The sequence below is a fragment of the Janthinobacterium darwini genome, assembly GCF_051380905.1.
Taxonomy (GTDB): domain Bacteria; phylum Pseudomonadota; class Gammaproteobacteria; order Burkholderiales; family Burkholderiaceae_D; genus Janthinobacterium.
Window position 1 is genome coordinate 2,369,107 of the sequence record NZ_JBNYXX010000001.1, and the last position, 17,959, is coordinate 2,387,065.

At 59.7% G+C, this 17,959-nt stretch carries 17 protein-coding genes; 4 read left to right on the forward strand and 13 right to left on the reverse strand.

The window, feature by feature from the left end; translation table 11 throughout:
* Positions 1-638 precede the first annotated feature (638 nt).
* A complete protein-coding gene (locus tag ACQ4WZ_RS10900) occupies positions 639-4,433 on the reverse strand; it encodes an Ig-like domain-containing protein (protein WP_436573404.1) in 3,795 nt (1,264 codons plus the stop codon).
* Positions 4,434-5,309: 876 nt separating this feature from the next.
* Here ACQ4WZ_RS10900 and ACQ4WZ_RS10905 point away from each other — a divergent pair.
* A complete protein-coding gene (locus tag ACQ4WZ_RS10905) occupies positions 5,310-5,954 on the forward strand; it encodes a PEP-CTERM sorting domain-containing protein (protein WP_257560971.1) in 645 nt (214 codons plus the stop codon).
* Positions 5,955-6,012: 58 nt separating this feature from the next.
* On the opposite strand, the gene ACQ4WZ_RS10910 is transcribed toward ACQ4WZ_RS10905, so the two are convergent.
* Positions 6,013-6,213, reverse strand: a complete 201-nt coding sequence (locus ACQ4WZ_RS10910; protein ID WP_436573405.1) for a hypothetical protein — start codon at positions 6,211-6,213, stop codon at positions 6,013-6,015.
* A 17-nt stretch (positions 6,214-6,230) separates the two neighbouring features.
* Positions 6,231-6,485 (reverse strand): DNA cytosine methyltransferase, encoded by a 255-nt coding sequence (locus tag ACQ4WZ_RS10915; protein ID WP_436573406.1) that lies wholly within the window; start codon positions 6,483-6,485, stop codon positions 6,231-6,233.
* Between the two features lie 11 nt (positions 6,486-6,496).
* Between ACQ4WZ_RS10915 and ACQ4WZ_RS10920 the strand changes: the two genes are divergently transcribed.
* The gene (locus ACQ4WZ_RS10920) at positions 6,497-6,907 is read left to right on the forward strand and encodes a tyrosine-type recombinase/integrase (RefSeq protein ID WP_436573882.1); all 411 of its coding nucleotides are present in this window, start codon (positions 6,497-6,499) and stop codon (positions 6,905-6,907) included.
* Positions 6,908-7,086: 179 nt separating this feature from the next.
* Here ACQ4WZ_RS10920 and ACQ4WZ_RS10925 read toward each other — a convergent pair whose 3' ends face one another.
* Both ACQ4WZ_RS10925 and ACQ4WZ_RS10930 read right to left on the reverse strand, forming a co-directional pair.
* Entirely contained in the window at positions 7,087-7,383 is a 297-nt protein-coding gene (locus tag ACQ4WZ_RS10925) for an RnfH family protein (protein ID WP_436573407.1), read from the reverse strand.
* On the reverse strand, positions 7,376-7,807 hold the full coding sequence (locus ACQ4WZ_RS10930) for a type II toxin-antitoxin system RatA family toxin (RefSeq protein WP_436573408.1): 432 nt from the start codon (positions 7,805-7,807) through the stop codon (positions 7,376-7,378). Before ACQ4WZ_RS10930 ends, ACQ4WZ_RS10925 begins: the two co-directional genes overlap by 8 nt.
* A 93-nt stretch (positions 7,808-7,900) precedes the next feature.
* Between ACQ4WZ_RS10930 and smpB the strand changes: the two genes are divergently transcribed.
* Positions 7,901-8,350, forward strand: coding sequence for an SsrA-binding protein SmpB (gene smpB / locus ACQ4WZ_RS10935; RefSeq protein WP_034752217.1), 450 nt, complete (start codon positions 7,901-7,903; stop codon positions 8,348-8,350).
* A 329-nt stretch (positions 8,351-8,679) separates the two neighbouring features.
* Here smpB and ACQ4WZ_RS10940 read toward each other — a convergent pair whose 3' ends face one another.
* From ACQ4WZ_RS10940 to ppsA, 5 genes are all read right to left on the reverse strand, one after another.
* Positions 8,680-8,988 carry an H-NS histone family protein gene (locus ACQ4WZ_RS10940; protein WP_010397665.1) on the reverse strand — a complete coding sequence of 103 codons (309 nt, stop codon included), beginning with the start codon at positions 8,986-8,988 and terminating at the stop codon, positions 8,680-8,682.
* A gap of 604 nt (positions 8,989-9,592) precedes the next feature.
* Positions 9,593-10,537, reverse strand: a complete 945-nt coding sequence (locus ACQ4WZ_RS10945) for an SPFH domain-containing protein (RefSeq protein ID WP_101480914.1) — start codon at positions 10,535-10,537, stop codon at positions 9,593-9,595.
* 15 nt (positions 10,538-10,552) lie between these two features.
* A complete protein-coding gene (locus tag ACQ4WZ_RS10950; RefSeq protein ID WP_101480913.1) occupies positions 10,553-10,969 on the reverse strand; it encodes an NfeD family protein in 417 nt (138 codons plus the stop codon).
* A gap of 178 nt (positions 10,970-11,147) precedes the next feature.
* On the reverse strand, positions 11,148-11,645 hold the full coding sequence (locus ACQ4WZ_RS10955; RefSeq protein WP_101480912.1) for a Dps family protein: 498 nt from the start codon (positions 11,643-11,645) through the stop codon (positions 11,148-11,150).
* 166 nt (positions 11,646-11,811) lie between these two features.
* Positions 11,812-14,244: a phosphoenolpyruvate synthase gene (ppsA, locus tag ACQ4WZ_RS10960; RefSeq protein ID WP_101484488.1), complete on the reverse strand. Its 2,433-nt coding sequence runs from the start codon at positions 14,242-14,244 to the stop codon at positions 11,812-11,814.
* A gap of 152 nt (positions 14,245-14,396) precedes the next feature.
* Here ppsA and ppsR point away from each other — a divergent pair, with 152 nt between their 5' ends.
* Positions 14,397-15,245 (forward strand): posphoenolpyruvate synthetase regulatory kinase/phosphorylase PpsR, encoded by an 849-nt coding sequence (gene ppsR / locus ACQ4WZ_RS10965; protein ID WP_100872735.1) that lies wholly within the window; start codon positions 14,397-14,399, stop codon positions 15,243-15,245.
* A gap of 18 nt (positions 15,246-15,263) precedes the next feature.
* On the opposite strand, the gene ACQ4WZ_RS10970 is transcribed toward ppsR, so the two are convergent.
* The 3 genes from ACQ4WZ_RS10970 to rnhB are packed head-to-tail and all read right to left on the reverse strand — an operon-like array spanning position 15,264 to position 17,921.
* Positions 15,264-16,478 carry an aminotransferase class V-fold PLP-dependent enzyme gene (locus tag ACQ4WZ_RS10970; RefSeq protein ID WP_436573409.1) on the reverse strand — a complete coding sequence of 405 codons (1,215 nt, stop codon included), beginning with the start codon at positions 16,476-16,478 and terminating at the stop codon, positions 15,264-15,266.
* A 22-nt stretch (positions 16,479-16,500) separates the two neighbouring features.
* On the reverse strand, positions 16,501-17,286 hold the full coding sequence (locus ACQ4WZ_RS10975) for a TrmH family RNA methyltransferase (RefSeq protein WP_101480910.1): 786 nt from the start codon (positions 17,284-17,286) through the stop codon (positions 16,501-16,503).
* Positions 17,283-17,921, reverse strand: coding sequence for a ribonuclease HII (gene rnhB, locus ACQ4WZ_RS10980; protein ID WP_101480909.1), 639 nt, complete (start codon positions 17,919-17,921; stop codon positions 17,283-17,285). The genes ACQ4WZ_RS10975 and rnhB overlap by 4 nt, the downstream gene beginning before the upstream one ends.
* Positions 17,922-17,959 lie beyond the last annotated feature (38 nt).

Below are 17,959 nucleotides of genomic sequence, written 5' to 3' on the forward strand. Positions count from 1 at the left end.
GCAAAAGCAGATTATACAGAAATTCCTGCCTCTTGTCTTGAACATTCACAAACCTCGGTAGACATAGTGGGAATGCCGTTTTCGGCCCCATCGAAATGTCTGGAAATGTCCACGTTTTCGCCCAAATTTCGCCCCTGTTTTGGCGGCTTCTTCGTCTCTTTCTGATGCTGCCCAAGATCAGGTAGACAGGCACCCGACATAATCGAAGGCAGTGCCATCTGCAAACATAAGAAAATAGAAAGATTGCAATGAAGCACGCGCTGGGCGCCCTCCTCTGCTTGCACTGTGCCGTTGCAGATCAAACGGCATTGTTGAACGCCGCAGCGGCGATCTGATAGGGCTGGACAGCTTCGCCCTCGCCGCCCGCTACAGCGCGCCCGTCAGCTGTCAGCCCCCGGGCGAGCGCCTACAGCGCAATTACGGTGGAGAGGCGGCCGGGTTCCGGTAGCGTACGGGCCAATGCAAACCGCCAGGCCAAAACAACAGGCGGCCGCCCCGGTCCTTCGCCATGCCGCCCATCATAGGCATCAATAGGCCTTTTGGTGTGCGGCGCGAAATCGTCATTTGATGTCGCGCCACACCCGATAGCTCAGGCGAACGGAGACCTCAGGCAGCAGATCTCCGCACCGACGGCACGGCTAGGCGAAGAAATTCCAGTCCTGCACCGCCACCTTATGCCCGTTCATTTCCTCGGCGGCGATCATGTTCTGTGCCACCAATTCCAGGCTCATACCCTGCGCCAACTTGTCGCTCCAGTACGTCAATCCACCAGCATCGCTGTGGCGACTGAAGATCCCTTGGTACAGCAGTTCCAGGTCATGCGCGCTGTCACCGTTAAAAGGCGTGGACTGCAAGAGGTGGCCCTCTGACGCGCTGATCATGTCGAGCGCAATCTTGCCCATGCTGACGCCATTCTTTTCCGCCGTGGCCCAGTACTCGATGCCCAAGTAATCGGCCTGGCGCCCCAGGATATCCTGGTACAGGCCGGCAATCGACGTCAGCACCTCTCGATTTTCCACGGCCACCGTGGTATCGCTGAACTTCAGGTTCTCCGCGTTCAATACCAGCGCGTGCTGCGTCGGCTGCGTCTTGGCGGTTACAATCAGATAGCCTTCATGGGTCTCCACCGTATAGTCGGAACTGGCGCCGCTGAAAGCCACAGTATCGCTGCCCAGTCCACCGTGCAGGATAGTGGTCGTGTCAGCGCCGGCAGCAGCCCGCGCGGCCACTCCAGTGGCACCGGCCGGTGCGGCCGACGGCGAATTGAACAGCAGGGTATCGTTGCCGCCGCCCGAGAATACTGCGCCGCCACTGGCTGAAGAAACCGTGAATTGCTGGCTGGCGGCGTCGCCCGCCAAAACCTGCCCGCTGGTATTGGCGACCACGTTGGCGGCACCGACGATGGCGGCGAAATCCACAGCGTTTAGCACCAGCGAGCTGCCGGCGGCCAGATGGCTGGCGTCGATGACCAACGCCGTGTGTTGCGCGTCGGTGCTGGTGCCTGTCAGCGTCAGCGCGCCGCTCGGCGCCGTCGGCGTACTGGTCGGCACAATGGTCTGTACCAGCAGCGGCACGCTGGCGGCCAACTGGTTCAAAAACGCCAGGCCGTTGCCGGTCAGATGCCCCTGATCGCTGGCGGCATGGCCAGACGTGGCCGCCAGGATGGCTTGAAGCAGATGCTCGATCGAACTGCCGGCCGGTTGACTGGCTCCGCCGCTGGCCGTCAAGCCGAAGCCGGGGGACAGCTGCGCCAGCAGCAGGTTATTGACACCCGCCGTTACCAGTGGAATGTCGGCGACGCTGGCATTGCCGGTCGATTCGCTGCGGTCGGTGCTGACGATCGGAATCGTGGTCTGGGTACCTGTGCCGCCGCCCGGCAAGGCAACCGGCTGCTGCGTCACGTCCACGCCATCGATCGAGGTAACGGGTGTCGTCGGCAGCGACGGCGTTGGCAAGGCCTTGATCGTCAGCGCCAGCGATGCACTGGCCGACGACTCGTTGCCGGCCAGGTCGACCTGCCTGGCGCTCAGGGTATGCACGCCGACCGCCAACGTACTGCTCGTGATGCTCCAGTTGCCCGCGCCATCGGCGACGGCCGTGCCCAACACCGTCGTGCCGTCGGTATCGTACAGTTTGACGGTGGCGTTGGCCTCCGCGCTGCCCTTGATGACGGGTGCGGTGATATCGGTGATGTTGTCGCCCACGGTGCCGCTGTCGCTGGCGACTGCCAGCACAGGAACGGACGGCGCGGGCGGCGCCTGCGTATCGATGGTCAGCGCTAGGCCGGCGCTGATGGACGAAACGTTGCCTGCCAAGTCGACCTGCTTCACGCTCAGCGTATGACTGCCTTCGCTCAGGGGAGAAGAAACGAGGCTCCAGGCACCGCTGGCATCGGCCGTCGCAATACCCAGCACGGTCATGCCGTCGGTATCGTACAGCGTCACACTGGCATGGGCTTCGGCCGTGCCTGTGATGGTCGGCGTGGCATACTTGGTGATGCCGTCACCCGGCACGCCACCATCACTGGCAACGGCCAGCGTGGGTGCAGCCGGCGCTGCGGCGCTGGTGTCGATCACCGCCACCAATCCACCGCTGGCGCCCGAGGTGTTACCGGCGGCGTCGGTCTGCTTGGCCGTCAGCGTATGGCTGCCGTCGGTCAGCGTGCTGCTGGTGATGCTCCAGTTGCCGGAGCCGTCGGCGGTGGTCGAGCCCAGCAAGGTGGTGCCGTTGGTGTCGTACAGCTTGACGGTGGCGTTGGCCTCTGCGGTGCCGGTGAATTCCGGCATGGCATTGCTGGTGATGCCGTCGGTGTTGGAAGTGCCTGTGTCGGCGCCGGCCTTCATCACCGGAGTGGACGGCGCGGAGGAGGCCGTGTGGTCCAGCCCGAAGATCTGGCCCGCCGCGTAGCCGCCGATGATAGCGACCGACGAGCCGTTCTGGATGCCGGTGCCGCTACTGTTCAGGTCCAACCGCAGCGTGCCGTCACCGCTGACGCCATTGACGGTGACGGTGTAGGTGCTGCCACTGCCGACGACCCCGCTGATGGTGCCGGCGGCGTTGCCGGTGGCGGTCAGCGTAAAGTCGCCGGTGTCGACGCCGGTGACCGACTGGTCGAAGGTGACAGTGTAGTTCACCGAGGTGGCGCCGCTCGGCACGGTGAGCGAGGCCCCTGCGGTGCGCTCGATGGCGGTGACGCTGGGGGCGTTGACCACTTGGATGGCGAAAATCTGGTACGCGCCATTGCCGGAAGCGTCGGTGGCCTTCATGTAGATATGGTAAGTGCCGGCGGCCAGGCTCTGCGCCGCCACAAGTGATGTGCCGGAGACGGTGAATTTGCCGTTGTCGGCGTCGGTGGTGCCGTTGCCAACCGCGAAGCCGTAGGTGATGGCGGTGGCATCGGTGGCCGACAGCGTGGCGATGGTGGCGCCGTTGGTGGCGTTGGACATCGCCACCGAGGTCGAACTCAGCGCCATGCCGACGGGGCCGATGGTGTCGAGCATGTAGCTGAAGCCGCTGGAGGTACCGGAGACGTTGCCGGCGGCGTCGGTCTGCTTGGCCGTCAGCGTGTGCGCACCCTCGATCAGCGTGCTGCTGGTGATGCTCCAGTTGCCGGAGCCGTCGGCGGTGGTCGAGCCCAGCAAGGTGGTGCCGTTAGTGTCGTACAGGCGCACGGCGGCGTTGGCTTCGGCGTGGCCGGTGATGGTCGGTGTGCCGGCGTTGGTAATGCCGTCGCCCAGGCTGCCGCTGTCGCTGCCGTTCGACAACTGCAGGCTGCTCGGCGCGATCACCGTGGTGTCGATGGTCAGCGACAGTCCGGTGCTCAGCGGCGATGTTTTGTTGCCGCTGTCGGTCTGGGTCGTCTTAAGCGAGTGCGTACCCTCGGTCAGCGCGCTGCTGGTGATGCTCCAGTTGCCGGAACCATCGGCGGTGCTGCTACCCAGTAAGGTGGTGCCGTTGGTGTCGTACAGCTTGACGGTGGCATTAGCGGCGGCGGTTCCGGTCACCGTCGGCGTTGTGTCATTCGTGATGCCGTCGCCCAGTATGCCGCTGTCGCTGCCGCTGGAGAGCGCCGGCGTCGACGGTGCGGACGGGGGGGGACGGAAGCCGGAGACGATGGTGCCACTAATAAAATCGGGCGCATCGGCGCCGTCTACGCCCTGGATGGCATTAAGGTCGTTGCCGCCGCTCGGATCGTAGTACACGATATCGATGGAGTTGTTGGCGCTAAGCGGCGAGCCACTGAAGCTCAACGTGACGGTCTTGGCGACGCTATCGACTTGCACTCCGGTCACCGGGGTCGGGAATCCGTCGATATACACCTCGAAGGCCTCGATTGGCGGCGGATGTGCGGCGTCGAGCGCCACATCGAAATACATCGTGAGAAATTGCTCGCCGATATAGGCTTGGACATTGGAGATAAGGGGCTGAGGCATCTTTTTTCTTTATACTTTAGACAATATCCTCAGACTACTGGAGCTGAAGCTCATTGTCAATAAATGATAGCCGTAGGCAACACAGGGCGATTGCATGATGCTACTGACGCATGCCGTTCCGACTCACAAACGCCTGGCAAGTGCGCACTGTCGCGGCCACCTCTTCCGTCTGCAGGATCAAGGCTTGAATATCTCGCGCCACTGCGTCAGGAGGTAGCCCGCCGATGGGATCGGCCGCAACGCGGGCAGCGGCGCCACAGGAACCGGCCTACTATCACCGTGCACGGCTTCCGGTCGACGTTACGCGATTGGTGCTTGGAATCGGTTGCAAACTTTTTCCCGCGCGAAGTGTGCGAACATCGGCTGGCGCACAGCTTGCCTGACAAGGTGGAGGCGGCGTATCGCAGGGACGACTTGCTGGAAAAACGCATGCTGCTGCTGCATATCTGGTGGAACTACTGCAACGCCCCCCAAGTCGCTGTCAGCGCAACGCCACTCCGCGAGGCAGTAGCATAGAAATTCACGTCGAGGCCAATAGGGATGCCGGGTTTTACTGCGCCCTCACCTTGGGCAGTTCCATCCAATTCGTGGCATACCGCGGCGTGCGGTTTTCCTACAACATTGCCCATCGTCTGACCCTTGCGCAACGCAAGTTCCTTGGCTGCCTCATCCAGCGCCGCCCAGGCTGGTGCAACGGGCGTCCGCTGCGGCGATGCCGGCTTGGGAGTCGGCATTAGGCAGGCCGGTGCCAGATTCTATGATGATCACAATCACTTATGTTGTTTTTATAATAAAAAACTATAGGCGGAATACCCCACGGAAATTATCATATAATTAATTTTCGTACCTTTTAAACATCAATAATACGGGGGAAAAATGAACACACAAGCCGTTGCCAAAATTGTACTCAGCGCTCTCATTTGCTGCTCCTCTATCCATGCACAAGCCACGACCTATTCCAACGTCGGGACAATAGGTACGGCAATCTCCTCCCTCGGCGCTCCTGACACGACCAGTTATGGCGAAACTTTCACCTCACTCGGCGGAGTGCTTCAAGATTTCACCTTTTATGCGACTTCAGGGGCTAGAGGCAACGTAGGGCTGACAATTGCAGCCTGGGATGGCAGCAAAGCCATCGGGCCCGCCTTGTACACCAGTTCACCCATCGCGTACACCGGCGGCAGCCAGCTGCTCGGAGCAAATGGAATCAATTTGACATTAGAGGCCAATGCAAATTACATCGCATACTTAACAGTCGCGGGCATCACCAATCCCATTTCAAGCGTAACGATGCTAGGGTCGACCGGCGACGGTGGCTTGGCAGGTAATTTCGTGTATCTGAATTCTGGTGGCAAAAATCCCCTTGATTTGAATCAGGCGTGGGACACCTATTATGTAAGCAATCTGACCTATACAGCGAATATCACCGCCGCCGTGCCTGAGCCAGAAACCTACGGCATGCTCCTGGCGGGCCTGGGCCTCCTCGGCTTCGTGGCTCGTCGCAAGAACAAGTCCACTTGATCGAAGCCGGCGCCTGGCATGATGGCGCCGGTTTCATTGCCGGTCACGACTGGCTCGCTCAAACGCCCAGCAGCGCTTGCAGTTCAGCCTTGTTTGCTGCTGTGGGATAGTTGATGCCTTTGTGATCCAGCGTAGTCTGCAGTTGCTCCTTGCTCAGGCTGGCAACTTGCGAATTGGCGACAGCCCCAGCAGCCCGTGCTGCCGCTTCGTCGCGCAAACGCTGCGCTTCGATTTCGTTGGCGCGGGCTTGATCGACCAAGCGCCGCTCCAGGTCGGCTAAAAAACAACGGTTGGAAGAAGACCAGCTGCAGCGCGTCGTGCGTCAATTTCATCTGCGATCTCGCAAAAAACAAGGGAAAGGTTACTGCGCTCGTCGTCGAGCGAATTGCGCAGGCCCGCAATCGAGAACACTTGGCACGGCGTGCCGCCGCAGAAGACGTCCGGCGCAGGCAAGAAGCCGTCTCGGACCAGGACGGCGATCTTGGTCATGTCGCCCAGGTTCGATACGTCCGGATAGCAATGGCCCAGCACGGTGACGCGTGATGGGCAAGTCTCGGGAGGAACTGGAGACGCGCGCCGGCCGCCTGGTCGATCTGCGTAGCGGCGCCGTCAACGCGCTGCTTGCGCAGAAACTACATCGCCTCCTTGCTGGCGGCCTGGTGTTCCTTGATCCGGCTACCGGTCAGGGCTGGGACAACACGCAGCGCCTGACCCTCTTCTGGACGGCAATGATCGAGAAGGCCCAGGTCCGCTACCGAAATCCGTATCAAACAAGGCACACCTTCGCGTCGCCCCTGCTAACGACGGGCGCCAACGCGATGTACGTGGCAAAGCAAATGGGACATACCGATACGACCATAAGAACTTACGGCCACTGGCTTGAGCAGGAAGGAGGGGTCTTGCCCGATCACTACTGCGACTTGACGGATGGGCTTAAGGCAAGGGGCGCTTAGCTTTTTCGCCAATGTTTCGCCCATGCCTATTGCGGAATGGCTGGAACCCGCATGGATAATCGCTTGTGACGGATAAAAGCAACTTATCAAGGAAAAAGCGCCCTCCATCCTTGCAGCATAGAAAAGATACTTGAGAATGGCAAAAAATAGCGGTCGTCAGACGGTGCCGCCCTGGCGCCTCAGCCTTTGGCAGGCTTGCTGCTGGCGCGGCGCCGGCGCGCCTCCTTCGGGTCGGCCAGCAAGGGCCGGTACACTTCCACACGGTCATGCTCGTGCAATACGGTATCGAGCGGCTTCCTCTTGCCATAGATGCCAACCAAATTGATGGCCAGATCGATGCCCGGGATGGCCTGCTGCAAGCCGCTCTGCGTCACAGCCTGCCCGATGGTAGTGCCCACAGGCACGCTCAAGGAGCGCAGGAACGTGCTGTCCGGCATCGCGTAGCATACTTGTACCGTGATGTCTGCTTCAGCCATACACCGTCTCCGCGCGCTTGCAGAAGGAATCGACCATGCTGTTGGCGATCATGCCGAAGACGGGGCCGATGATCTGCTCGAGCACGCGGCTGGAGAACTCGTAGTGCAGATCCAGTTCGATCTTGCAGGCATCTTCGCGCAGGGCCTTGAAGGTCCACACGCCGTCGAGGGTCTTGAAAGGACCGTCCACCAGCTTCATCTTGATGGATGTCGGGGGCACGTTCTCGTTGGACGTGGTGAAGCTTTGGCGCACGCCGTGGTAATGTATGCCCACGCTGGCGACAACCGTGTTCTCGCTCCGCTCGCGAATCTCGACCGCACCACACCAGGGCAGGAATTTGGGATAATCTTCCACCGCCACCACCAGCGCGAACATTTGTTCGGCGCTATACCCGAGAAAAACTGATTTATGTACTACTGCCATTGAAGAACCATTTGCTATGATGTTGGATACATTTGATTTTATCGCGCTTGCGCGAGACAGTAGTTTAACCGACCCGCGCACATTTACCATCTCATGACCATAGCAGACAACAGAAAAGCCTTCCACGACTACTTTATCGAGGATCGCTACGAAGCCGGCATCGTGCTGGAAGGCTGGGAAGTCAAAGCCATCCGCGACGCCCGTGTACAAATCAAGGAAGCCTACGTCGTCGTCCGCGGCGACGAACTCTTCCTGTTCGGCGCGCATATCAGCGCCCTGCCGACCGCCTCCACCCATATTCATCCGGAAGCCGTACGCACGCGCAAGCTGCTGCTGCACCGCACGGAAATGGATAAACTGATCGGCAAGGTGGAGCGCTCCGGCTACACGCTGGTGCCGCTCAACCTGCACTACAAGGGCGGCCGCGTGAAATGCGAGATCGGCCTGGCCAAGGGCAAGAAACAGCACGACAAGCGGGCTGCAGAGCGCGACCGCGATGGCGCGCGCGAAGTGCAGGCGGCAATGAAGTCGCACCGCCGCTGATACGCCGCTGATACGCCGCTGCGCGCAGCGTGCTGACGCCATATCAACAAGCCCGGCTATATGCCGGGTTTTATTTTGCCGATTGCCTTCAGCAAACGGAAAAGAACTCAGCGCGACGGAAATAAAACGGGAGAGGAAGCAGGTAAGGCGGGGAAAAGACTGGTATTGGCGAAAATACCATTGAGATAAGCCTGTGTACATTAGCTTGGCCTGTCTGGCCAAAGACGATAAACCTGGAAAGTTCCGGATGCTTGCATGCTGCCGTGTACTACACCTGCACTACTCCACAGTACAAGCATCCGAATGAACGGTTTTTTAAACCTTCAGAATCAAACCTTCAGCAGATCACGCGACTTGCCCGAATCGGTCCATTCTTTGACCCATTTCGGTTGACGGCCACGGCCAGTCCATTGTTGTGTCGCATCATCCGGATTGCGATAGCGTACTGCAACCGTGCCGGTTTTAGCGCGGATACCCGTACCAACCAGATCTTTTACGGAAACGCCGACGCTCTGGGCAATCGCCAGGATTTGTTCGCGCGCCTTGGACAGATCGTCCTGTTCGCGCTTCTTCATTTGCTTCTTGATGTCGTCCTGCAAGGTGCGCAGCTCGGACAGGGATAAGCTCGACAGATCCATGATATTTCCTTGTGTGAGTTGAAAAATATAACTGAATAGTTAAATTCTATCCAATTGTAACGCGCCTAAGGTGATTTTTCTTAAGATTTGATTGTTTTTTACAATTCTCTGACCAAAAAACTGCATCCCGGGCGATCAAGCGATGTTGGTGTTCAATCACGGGAGCGAAAATCGGCCATGGACTGTCTGTGCAAGTACCCTGCCTTGTGCGGCTGCGATTCAATACAGCGCCATCGGCTATATTTATTCTGCAGCACTTTTTGTTTCATTGCAATTTATAACAACTATAAAATGCAATTCAAAATATACATGGGTCCGATACTATCGCCAATCGCACATCGCCTGCAAATGCTACCAGGGATCCTGCGCAGCAGATGGTACGCCAGTCAAAGAAATAAGCGCAACATGACAGCAAGTAATCCTGAATGTGCGCTTAGCATAGCATAAAGAAAATATTTTCAACGCAATTCATGTAGCCACCGATACGTCAGCCCTAACACCACCAGATAATAGGGAAAGCGCAAATGCAAACTGCCCGCTATACAGCGGGCAGTATTGATGAAACCTTGCTACAAGCTTGCTATTTACCCAGCCAGTCAGGCAATCAGGGCATAGCCACGCTGCCCTTCGGCTTCTGCGTCTTCACCACTTGCATCGCCGTGGCGATCAAACCACTCATATCGCCCAGATTGGCCGGCACGATAATCGAGTTATTCGTTTTCGCCAATTGCGCAAACGCGCCCACATACTGCTCGGCCACTTTCAAATTGACGGCATCCTCACCGCCCGGCTCGCGGATGGCGGCGCCTACCTGGCGCAGCGCTTCAGCACTGGCTTGCGCCAGCGCGACGATGGCCGTAGCCTGGCCTTCGGCGCGGTTGATAGATGCCTGCTTTTCGCCTTCCGAGCGGGCAATGTTCGCTTCGCGCTCGCCGCTGGCAATATTGATCTGCTCCTGCTTGCGCCCTTCCGAGGCGGCAATCAGTGCGCGCTTTTCACGCTCGGCCGTAATCTGCGCCTGCATCGCATGCAGAATCTCCTTGGGCGGCGTCAAATCCTTGATTTCATAACGCAACACCTTGACCCCCCAATTCGCTGCCGATTCATCGATGGCATTCACGATGGCGGTATTAATATGGTCGCGCTCTTCAAATGTCTTGTCGAGTTCCATTTTACCGATCACCGAACGCAAGGTCGTTTGCGCCAACTGCGTAATGGCGGCAATATAATTCGACGAACCATATGAAGCACGCATGGCGTCGGTAATCTGAAAATACAGAATGCCATCGACCTGTAATTGCGTATTGTCACGCGTAATGCATACCTGTGGCGGCACGTCGAGTGGAATTTCCTTGAGCACGTGCTTGTAAGCGATGCGGTCGACGAAGGGCACAACGATATTCAGGCCAGGACCCAATACCGCGTGGAACTTGCCCAGGCGCTCCACCACCCAGGCATGCTGCTGCGGCACCACATTGACCGTCTTGAAGACAAATACCAATGCCAGCAATAACAAGATCAGCGACATGCTTCCGATGCTTACTTCCATAATCTACTCTCCAGGTTATCCAACAATCAAACGGCTGCCACGTACGGCACGTATGGTGTAATGACCGGCCTGCGTATCGCTGCCGGCAATCAGTTCCACATCCCACAAGGCGCCGCGATACATGACGCGCGCAGCGCCATCGACCCAATGCGCGACCGCCACGCTTTGGCCAATATCCAGGTTCACATTCGGATCCTGTGCCGCATCGCGCCGCGCCGCCCTGCCAAAGCGGCTGCGCCGCAATAACAGCGTGGCCGCCACGCCGACTATGGCGGCGGTCGCGGCCTGCCAACTGCCATTGCCTCCCGCCAGCGCCACCAGTCCTCCGGCACCGATACCGATGGCGATCATCAGCAAATAAAACGTGCCCGTAAACAGTTCCAGGATCAATACCGCGCCAGCCGCAACAAACCAGCCTACCCATTCAGCCATGATGCCTCCATCCTTGCGAATCCAAAAATAAAAAAACCCCGCGGCCTATATAAGCGACGGGGTTTAATGCGCAGTGCTGCCTGATATTCCTCTTGCCAAACACCTATATACAAACAGTCTAACGCAATTCCTGATGGCGTCAATAGCCGGGGGCGAATTAGCGCCGCCGGCCCGGCTTTTATTCCTCGAGCAGACTGCGCAGCATCCACGCCGTCTTTTCATGCACATCGAGGCGCTGCGTGATCAGGTCGGCGGTCGGCTGGTCATTGGCTTTTTCCAGCAGCGGGAACAAGCGGCGCGCCGTGCGCGCGGTCGCTTCCTGTGCCGCCACCAGGTGGCTGACCATATCCAGCGCCGGCGGTACGCCGTCGATTTCCTTGATCGAGGCCAGTTTGACGAATTCCTTGTAGGTGCCCGGCGCCGGATAGCCAAGGGCGCGGATACGCTCGGCGATCAGGTCCAGCGCGGCCCACTGCTCCGTGTATTGCGTCATGAACATCAGGTGCAGGGTGTTGAACATCGGTCCCTTGACGTTCCAGTGAAAATTATGCGTCATCAGGTACAGGGTATAGCTGTCGGCCAGCAGGCCGGACAGGCCTTCCGCGATCTTCGCGCGGTCCGCCTCGGAAATACCGATGTCGATCTTTGCAGCTTTGCTCGGTTTCTTGCTTGCCATATGAACTCCCGTCTATGTGTTGGTGGAATCATTTTAGCTGATCTTGCGCCACCTCATCGTTCAGACGCGTGCGCCGACCGCGATGAACTTGATGGCAATGAACAAGGCATGAAAAAAACCCGCTGCCAGGTGAGCGGCAGCGGGTTTTCAGAGGGCGAAAAGATGCTTACGCTTTCAGCGCAGCGAGCTTCTGCCAGGTGTCGATCACCGAGTCGGGATTCAGGGACATCGACTCGATGCCCTGCTCCATCAGCCATACGGCGAAGTCAGGGTGATCCGAAGGACCCTGGCCGCAAATGCCGATGTACTTGCCGCGCGCCAGGCAAGCCTTGATAGCCAGCGACAGCAGCGCTTTCACGGCTGGATCGCGCTCGTCGAAGTCGGCGGCAAGCAATTCCATGCCGGAATCGCGGTCCAGACCCAGGGTCAGCTGGGTCAGATCGTTCGAACCGATCGAGAAGCCGTCGAAATGGTCGAGGAACTGGTCGGCCAAGATGGCGTTCGACGGTACTTCGCACATCATGATGACGCGCAAGTCGTTCTCGCCGCGCTTCAAGCCGTTTTTCGCCAGCAGGTCGATGACTTTCTCGGCCTGGCCCAGGGTGCGCACGAATGGCACCATGATTTCCACGTTCGTCAGGCCCATGTCATTGCGCACGCGCTTCATCGCTTCGCATTCCATGTTGAACGCTTCGGAGAAGTCGGCCGACAGGTAGCGCGCCGCGCCGCGGAAGCCCAGCATCGGGTTTTCCTCGTCCGGCTCGTAGCGCGAACCACCGATCAGCTTCTTGTACTCGTTCGACTTGAAGTCGGACAGGCGCACGATGACCTTTTTCGGCCAGAAGGCGGCGGCGATGGTGGCGATGCCTTCGGCCAGCTTGTCGATATAGAAGGCTTTCGGCGAAGCGTGGCCACGCGCCACCGATTCCACGGCCTTTTTCAGGTCGGCGTCGATGTTCGGGTATTCCAGGATCGCGCGCGGATGCACACCAATATTGTTATTGATGATGAATTCCAGGCGCGCCAGGCCCACGCCCGCATTCGGCACGGACTGGAAGTCGAACGCCAGCTGCGGATTGCCCACGTTGAGCATGATCTTGGTGTCAAGCTTCGGCAACTCGCCACGCGACACTTCCGACACTTCCGTTTCCAGCAAGCCATCGTAGATCTTGCCTTCATCGCCTTCCGAGCACACCACGGTGACAAAGGTGCCGTCTTTCAGCACGTCGGTGGCATTGCCGCAGCCGACGACAGCAGGCACGCCCAGTTCACGCGCAATAATTGCCGCGTGGCAAGTGCGGCCGCCACGGTTGGTGACGATGGCCGATGCACGCTTCATGACCGGTTCCCAGTTCGGGTCCGTCATGTCGGCAACGAGCACGTCGCCTGGCTGCACGCGTTCCATGTCGGCCGGATCGTGAATCACGCGCACAGGGCCGGCGCCGATCTTCTGGCCGATGGCACGGCCGGACGTCAGCACCGTGCCCGTGCTTTTCAGCTTGAAGCGTTCCTGCACGTCAGTCGCCTTTTGCTGCGACTTGACGGTTTCAGGACGCGCCTGCAGGATGTACAGTTTGCCGTCGCGGCCATCCTTGCCCCACTCGATGTCCATCGCACGGCCGTAGTGGTTTTCGATGATGACGGCGTACTTTGCCAGCTCCACCACTTCACTGTCGTTCAGCGAGTAGCGGTTGCGCATTTCGACGGGCACGTCGACGGTTTTCACGGAACGGCCAGCTTTCGCTTCGTTCGTAAATTCCATCTTCAGCAGCTTCGAACCGATATTGCGGCGGATCACAGGCGACTTGCCTTTTTCCAGCATCGGCTTGTGTACATAGAATTCGTCGGGATTGACGGCGCCCTGCACCACGGTCTCGCCCAGGCCATAGCTGGAGGTAACGAAAACCACGTCCTTGAAGCCCGATTCGGTATCGATGGTAAACATCACGCCGGCCGCGCCCAGGTCGGAACGCACCATGCGCTGCACGCCGGCCGACAAGGCTACTTCAGCATGCGTAAAGCCCTTGTGCACGCGATACGAGATGGCGCGGTCGTTATACAGCGACGCGAACACCTGTTTCATGGCGTCGAGCACGTTGTCGATGCCGACCACGTTCAGGAAGGTTTCTTGCTGACCAGCAAAAGACGCGTCCGGCAAGTCTTCCGCCGTTGCCGAGGAACGTACGGCAAACGACATTTCCGTGTCGGAATCGGCCACCAGCTTGGCATAGAACTGATCGATTTCGGCGGCCAGGCGCGGCTGGAACGGGGTTTCCACGATCCATTGACGGATCTCGGCGCCGGCTTGCGCCAGCGAGCGCACATCATCGATGTTCAGCCCTTCGAGGCGCTGGGCGATGCGTTCGGCCAGCGGCAAGCCGCCGTTGGCGCTGTACGACAGGAAATCGCGGAATGCCTGCGCCGTGGTGGCAAAGCCACCGGGCACGCGCACGCCGGCTTCCGCCAGCTGACTGATCATTTCGCCCAGGGAGGCGTTCTTGCCGCCGACGGATTCAACATCCGTCATGCGCAAATGCTCGAACGAGGCAACATACACCGCGTCCTTGTCTTCCTGCTGTTGCGATACTGCGTTGGTCATAATGACACCCTTACTGATGATAGAAATCTTTACGCGCGGCGCACGGACAGTCTTCTTGTTATTCTTGGCGTCGTGCAGCACAATCATACCGTTGCAGCCATTTTACCTTGTGCGGCGCAAATTGACGACGCACAATCTTGATCCGAAAACCCATGACACAAGATCCACGCCCCCCTCTGCCCTCTGCGGCCCGCACCGTCTTCTTCGTTTCCGACGGCACCGGCATTACCGCCGAGACCTTTGGCCACTCGGTGCTGACGCAGTTCGATCTGCGTTTCCGCCAGATCCGCCTGCCCTTCATCGATACCATGGACAAGGCCTACGAGGCGGCGCGCAAGATCAACGAAGCCTTTGTCACCGATGGCCAGCGCCCGATCATTTTCTCCACCCTGGTGAAGAACGACCTGTCGGCCGTGATCCGCAAGTCCAGCGGCATGCACATGGACCTGATCCAGACCTTTGTCGCTCCGCTGGAGCAGGAACTGGGCGTGATGTCGACCCATACCATCGGGCGTTCGCACAATATCGTGGACAGCGAGGAATACAAGAACCGCATCGAGGCGATCAACTATTCGCTGGCGCACGACGACGGCCAGTCGCACAAGAACCTGTCCTCGGCCGATGTCATTCTGGTGGGTGTTTCGCGCTCTGGCAAGACCCCGACCAGCCTGTATCTGGCCATGCAGTACGGTATCAAGGCGGCCAACTATCCGCTGATTCCCGACGATTTCGAGCGCGACAAACTGCCATCGGCCCTACTGGAATTTAAGAATAAAATTTTCGGATTGAGCATTACGCCCGAACGTTTGTCGGAAATACGCAACGAAAGACGCGCTGGAAGCAAGTATGCGGCCATCGAAAATTGCCGTTACGAGGTCAACGAGGCGGAAAAAATGATGAAACGCGAAGGTATTCGCTGGCTCTCCTCGACCACCAAGTCGATCGAAGAGATCTCCACGACGATCCTGCAGGAGATCAAGCCGAACCGCCGCGAGTACTAGAACGCTTGACCAAACCTGTCAGGCGTTCGCCTCGCTGGACAGCACTGTCAGCGCTGCGACCAGCTGATCAAGTTCGCTGGTCTGCGTCGTGACGGCCACCGTGGCGCGCACGATATCGGTATCACCGACATTGCGCTGCACGGTAAAGATCCCGAAACGGTGCAGCAAGGTCTGTTGCAGCGCGCGTGCGTCCATGCCATCGACAGCAAACGCCACCAGCGCCGTGCCGTGCGCCGCGTCCAGCGGCGACAGCAGGCGCACGCCAGGCAGTTGCGCGGCGCGGCTGACCCAGTAATTGCGCAAGCAGGCCAGGCGCTCCTTCTTGGCCGGCGTGCCGCCCAGGCGCTCATGAAAGTCGAACGCGGCAGGCGCGGCCAGGATGGCGCCGATTGGCGGCATGCCCATGTGCAGGCGGCTGCGGATATCGTCAAGCGGATAATCATCGTCGCCAAAATGCGGCTCGATCTTGTGCAACTGCGATGCGCGGATATACACGACGCCCAATCCCGCCGGCGCCCCCAGCCATTTGTGCAGATTGAAACCGGCGAAATCGACGCCCATGGCCTGCACGTCCACGTCGACCTGCCCCAGCGCATGGGCGCTGTCAAGCAGTACGTCGATGCCGTGTTCGCGCGCCAGCGCCATGATGTCCTTCACCGGCAGTTGCTGGCCATTGGCTGGCGCCACCTGCGACAGCAGCACCAATTTGGGCTTGACAGCCTGGCGCATGGCTTGCGCGTAACTGGCGATGATCTCGTCATCGCTGATGGGCAAGCGCAACGTGACTTGCGTGCTCGTGACGCCATGGCGCTGCGCCAGCCAGCGCATGGCCGTCCGCATGGCCGGATAGTCGAGATTACTCCACAGCACCGTATCACCGGGCGCCAGACCGTGGTATTGCGTGATCAGCACCTGCATGGACTCGGTGCCGCTGCGGGTAAGCAGGATCTCGTGCGGCTCCGCCCGGATCAGCGCGGCGACGCGCTGGCGCAGGATATCCACATGCGTGCGCGTGAACTCGCCGCGCACGAAAGGACTCAGCTGTTCATTCGTATAGCGCACGGCCTGCTCGAAGGCGGCTTGCACGGGCGCCGCCATGGCGCCGAAATAGCCATGCTCCAGATTGACGATGGCGTCCGGCGGCGCGGGATAAAAGGCGGCGGCCTGGCGCCACCAGGCCGCGTCACGTGCGGCGCCGTCGGCGAGCAAAGGCAGAACTGGATGATCAGGCATGGCGGGCTTTGCCTGGAAGGTGTCAGGACTGGCCCTGGCGCAGCTGCTCGAAGAAACAGACGGCGGCGCAGGCGGCCACGTTCAGCGATTCGATCTGGCCCAGGTGCGGAATGACCACCTGGTGTGTCGCCATCGACAGCAGATCGTCGGCCACGCCCTGCCCTTCATGGCCAAACAGCCAGGCGACGGGCTGACGCAGATCGACGTCGTACAATCGCTGGGTGGCGTAGCCGCTGGTGGCGAGTGTCGCCACTTTGGCGCCGGAAACAAGCGCCGCCAGGTCGACGTTTTCAAAGATGTCGAGCACGAAATGCGCTCCCATCGCCGCGCGCAGGACTTTCGGCGACCAGCAGAAAGCCGTGCCGGCGCTGCAGTACACCTGCGTGATGCCCGCAGCGGCCGCGCTGCGCAGGATGGAGCCCACGTTGCCCGGGTCTTGCAGGTTATCGAGCAGCACGGCCGACACGCTCAGAGGCTGCGTCACGGCGCGTTCCGGTGTCTCGATGAGGAACATCACGCCCACGCCGTGTTCGACCTGGCTGACCGCGTGGTACAGCGCATCGGGCAAGCCCAGCACGTGCGCGCGCTGGCTTTCCAGCTGGCCGACGATGTCCGCCACTTCCGGGTTACGCAAGGCGCTTTCGCTGACGATGCACTGCTCCGGCATGCCGCGCAGCTGCAAGTATGACTGGCACAAATGCACGCCGTCGAGCAAGGTACGGCCCGACTTGCGGCGCACCTGCGAACTGCCCGCCAGTTTCAACAAATCCTTGTATTGCGCGTTGTCGCGCGAGGTAATCGTCTTCATGCCACCACCTCTTGTCCACCGAACAGGGAGATCACATTGCGCACGGGCGCGAACGAGCGGCGGTGCACGGGCGAGGCGCCGTGCAAGTGCAAGCGCTCCAGGTGCAATTTGGTGCCATAGCCCTTGTGCTGGTCGAAGCAGTACTCCGGATAGGCCGCATGCAGGTGCACCAGGGCCGCGTCGCGCGCCGTCTTGGCCAGGATCGAGGCGGCGGAAATCGAATCGACCTTGTCGTCGCCGCCGATGATGGCCATGCCGCGTATCGGCATCACAGGGCAGCGGTTGCCGTCGATCAGGGCCAGCGTGGGTACGGTACTCAACGCCTCGACGGCGCGGCGCATGGCCAGCATCGACGCTTGCAAAATGTTCAGGCGGTCGATTTCCTCTTCCGACGCTTCGGCGATGGCCCAGGCCAGGGCCTTTGCCTTGATCTGTGGCGCCAGCAAGTCGCGCTTGGCTTCGGTGAGTTTTTTCGAATCGCGCAAGCCATCGATGGGCTGGTGCGGGTCGAGGATCACGGCAGCGGCGAAGACGGGGCCGGCCAGCGGACCGCGGCCTGCCTCGTCGACGCCACAGATGATTTCATCGAGCGAGAATGGCAAGTCGTCAAACAGGCCGGGATAGATATTTTTCACGTTGAATCTTTGGTTGGTACTGCGATTGAAGCGATGAA

Bases quoted from the DNA above. Each gene is read 5' to 3' on its own strand.
- ACQ4WZ_RS10975 (WP_101480910.1), bottom strand. From the start codon at position 17,286: ATGAAGACGATTACCTCGCGCGACAACGCGCAATACAAGGATTTGTTG.
- ACQ4WZ_RS10920 (WP_436573882.1), top strand. From the start codon at position 6,497: ATGGGCAAGTCTCGGGAGGAACTGGAGACGCGCGCCGGCCGCCTGGTC.
- ACQ4WZ_RS10940 (WP_010397665.1), bottom strand. From the start codon at position 8,988: ATGGATCTGTCGAGCTTATCCCTGTCCGAGCTGCGCACCTTGCAGGAC.
- ACQ4WZ_RS10925 (WP_436573407.1), bottom strand. From the start codon at position 7,383: ATGGCTGAAGCAGACATCACGGTACAAGTATGCTACGCGATGCCGGAC.
- ACQ4WZ_RS10950 (WP_101480913.1), bottom strand. From the start codon at position 10,969: ATGGCTGAATGGGTAGGCTGGTTTGTTGCGGCTGGCGCGGTATTGATC.
- ACQ4WZ_RS10955 (WP_101480912.1), bottom strand. From the start codon at position 11,645: ATGGCAAGCAAGAAACCGAGCAAAGCTGCAAAGATCGACATCGGTATT.
- ppsR (WP_100872735.1), top strand. From the start codon at position 14,397: ATGACACAAGATCCACGCCCCCCTCTGCCCTCTGCGGCCCGCACCGTC.
- smpB (WP_034752217.1), top strand. From the start codon at position 7,901: ATGACCATAGCAGACAACAGAAAAGCCTTCCACGACTACTTTATCGAG.
- ACQ4WZ_RS10900 (WP_436573404.1), bottom strand. From the start codon at position 4,433: ATGCCTCAGCCCCTTATCTCCAATGTCCAAGCCTATATCGGCGAGCAA.
- ACQ4WZ_RS10970 (WP_436573409.1), bottom strand. From the start codon at position 16,478: ATGCCTGATCATCCAGTTCTGCCTTTGCTCGCCGACGGCGCCGCACGT.
- ACQ4WZ_RS10945 (WP_101480914.1), bottom strand. From the start codon at position 10,537: ATGGAAGTAAGCATCGGAAGCATGTCGCTGATCTTGTTATTGCTGGCA.
- ppsA (WP_101484488.1), bottom strand. From the start codon at position 14,244: ATGACCAACGCAGTATCGCAACAGCAGGAAGACAAGGACGCGGTGTAT.
- ACQ4WZ_RS10905 (WP_257560971.1), top strand. From the start codon at position 5,310: ATGAACACACAAGCCGTTGCCAAAATTGTACTCAGCGCTCTCATTTGC.
- ACQ4WZ_RS10930 (WP_436573408.1), bottom strand. From the start codon at position 7,807: ATGGCAGTAGTACATAAATCAGTTTTTCTCGGGTATAGCGCCGAACAA.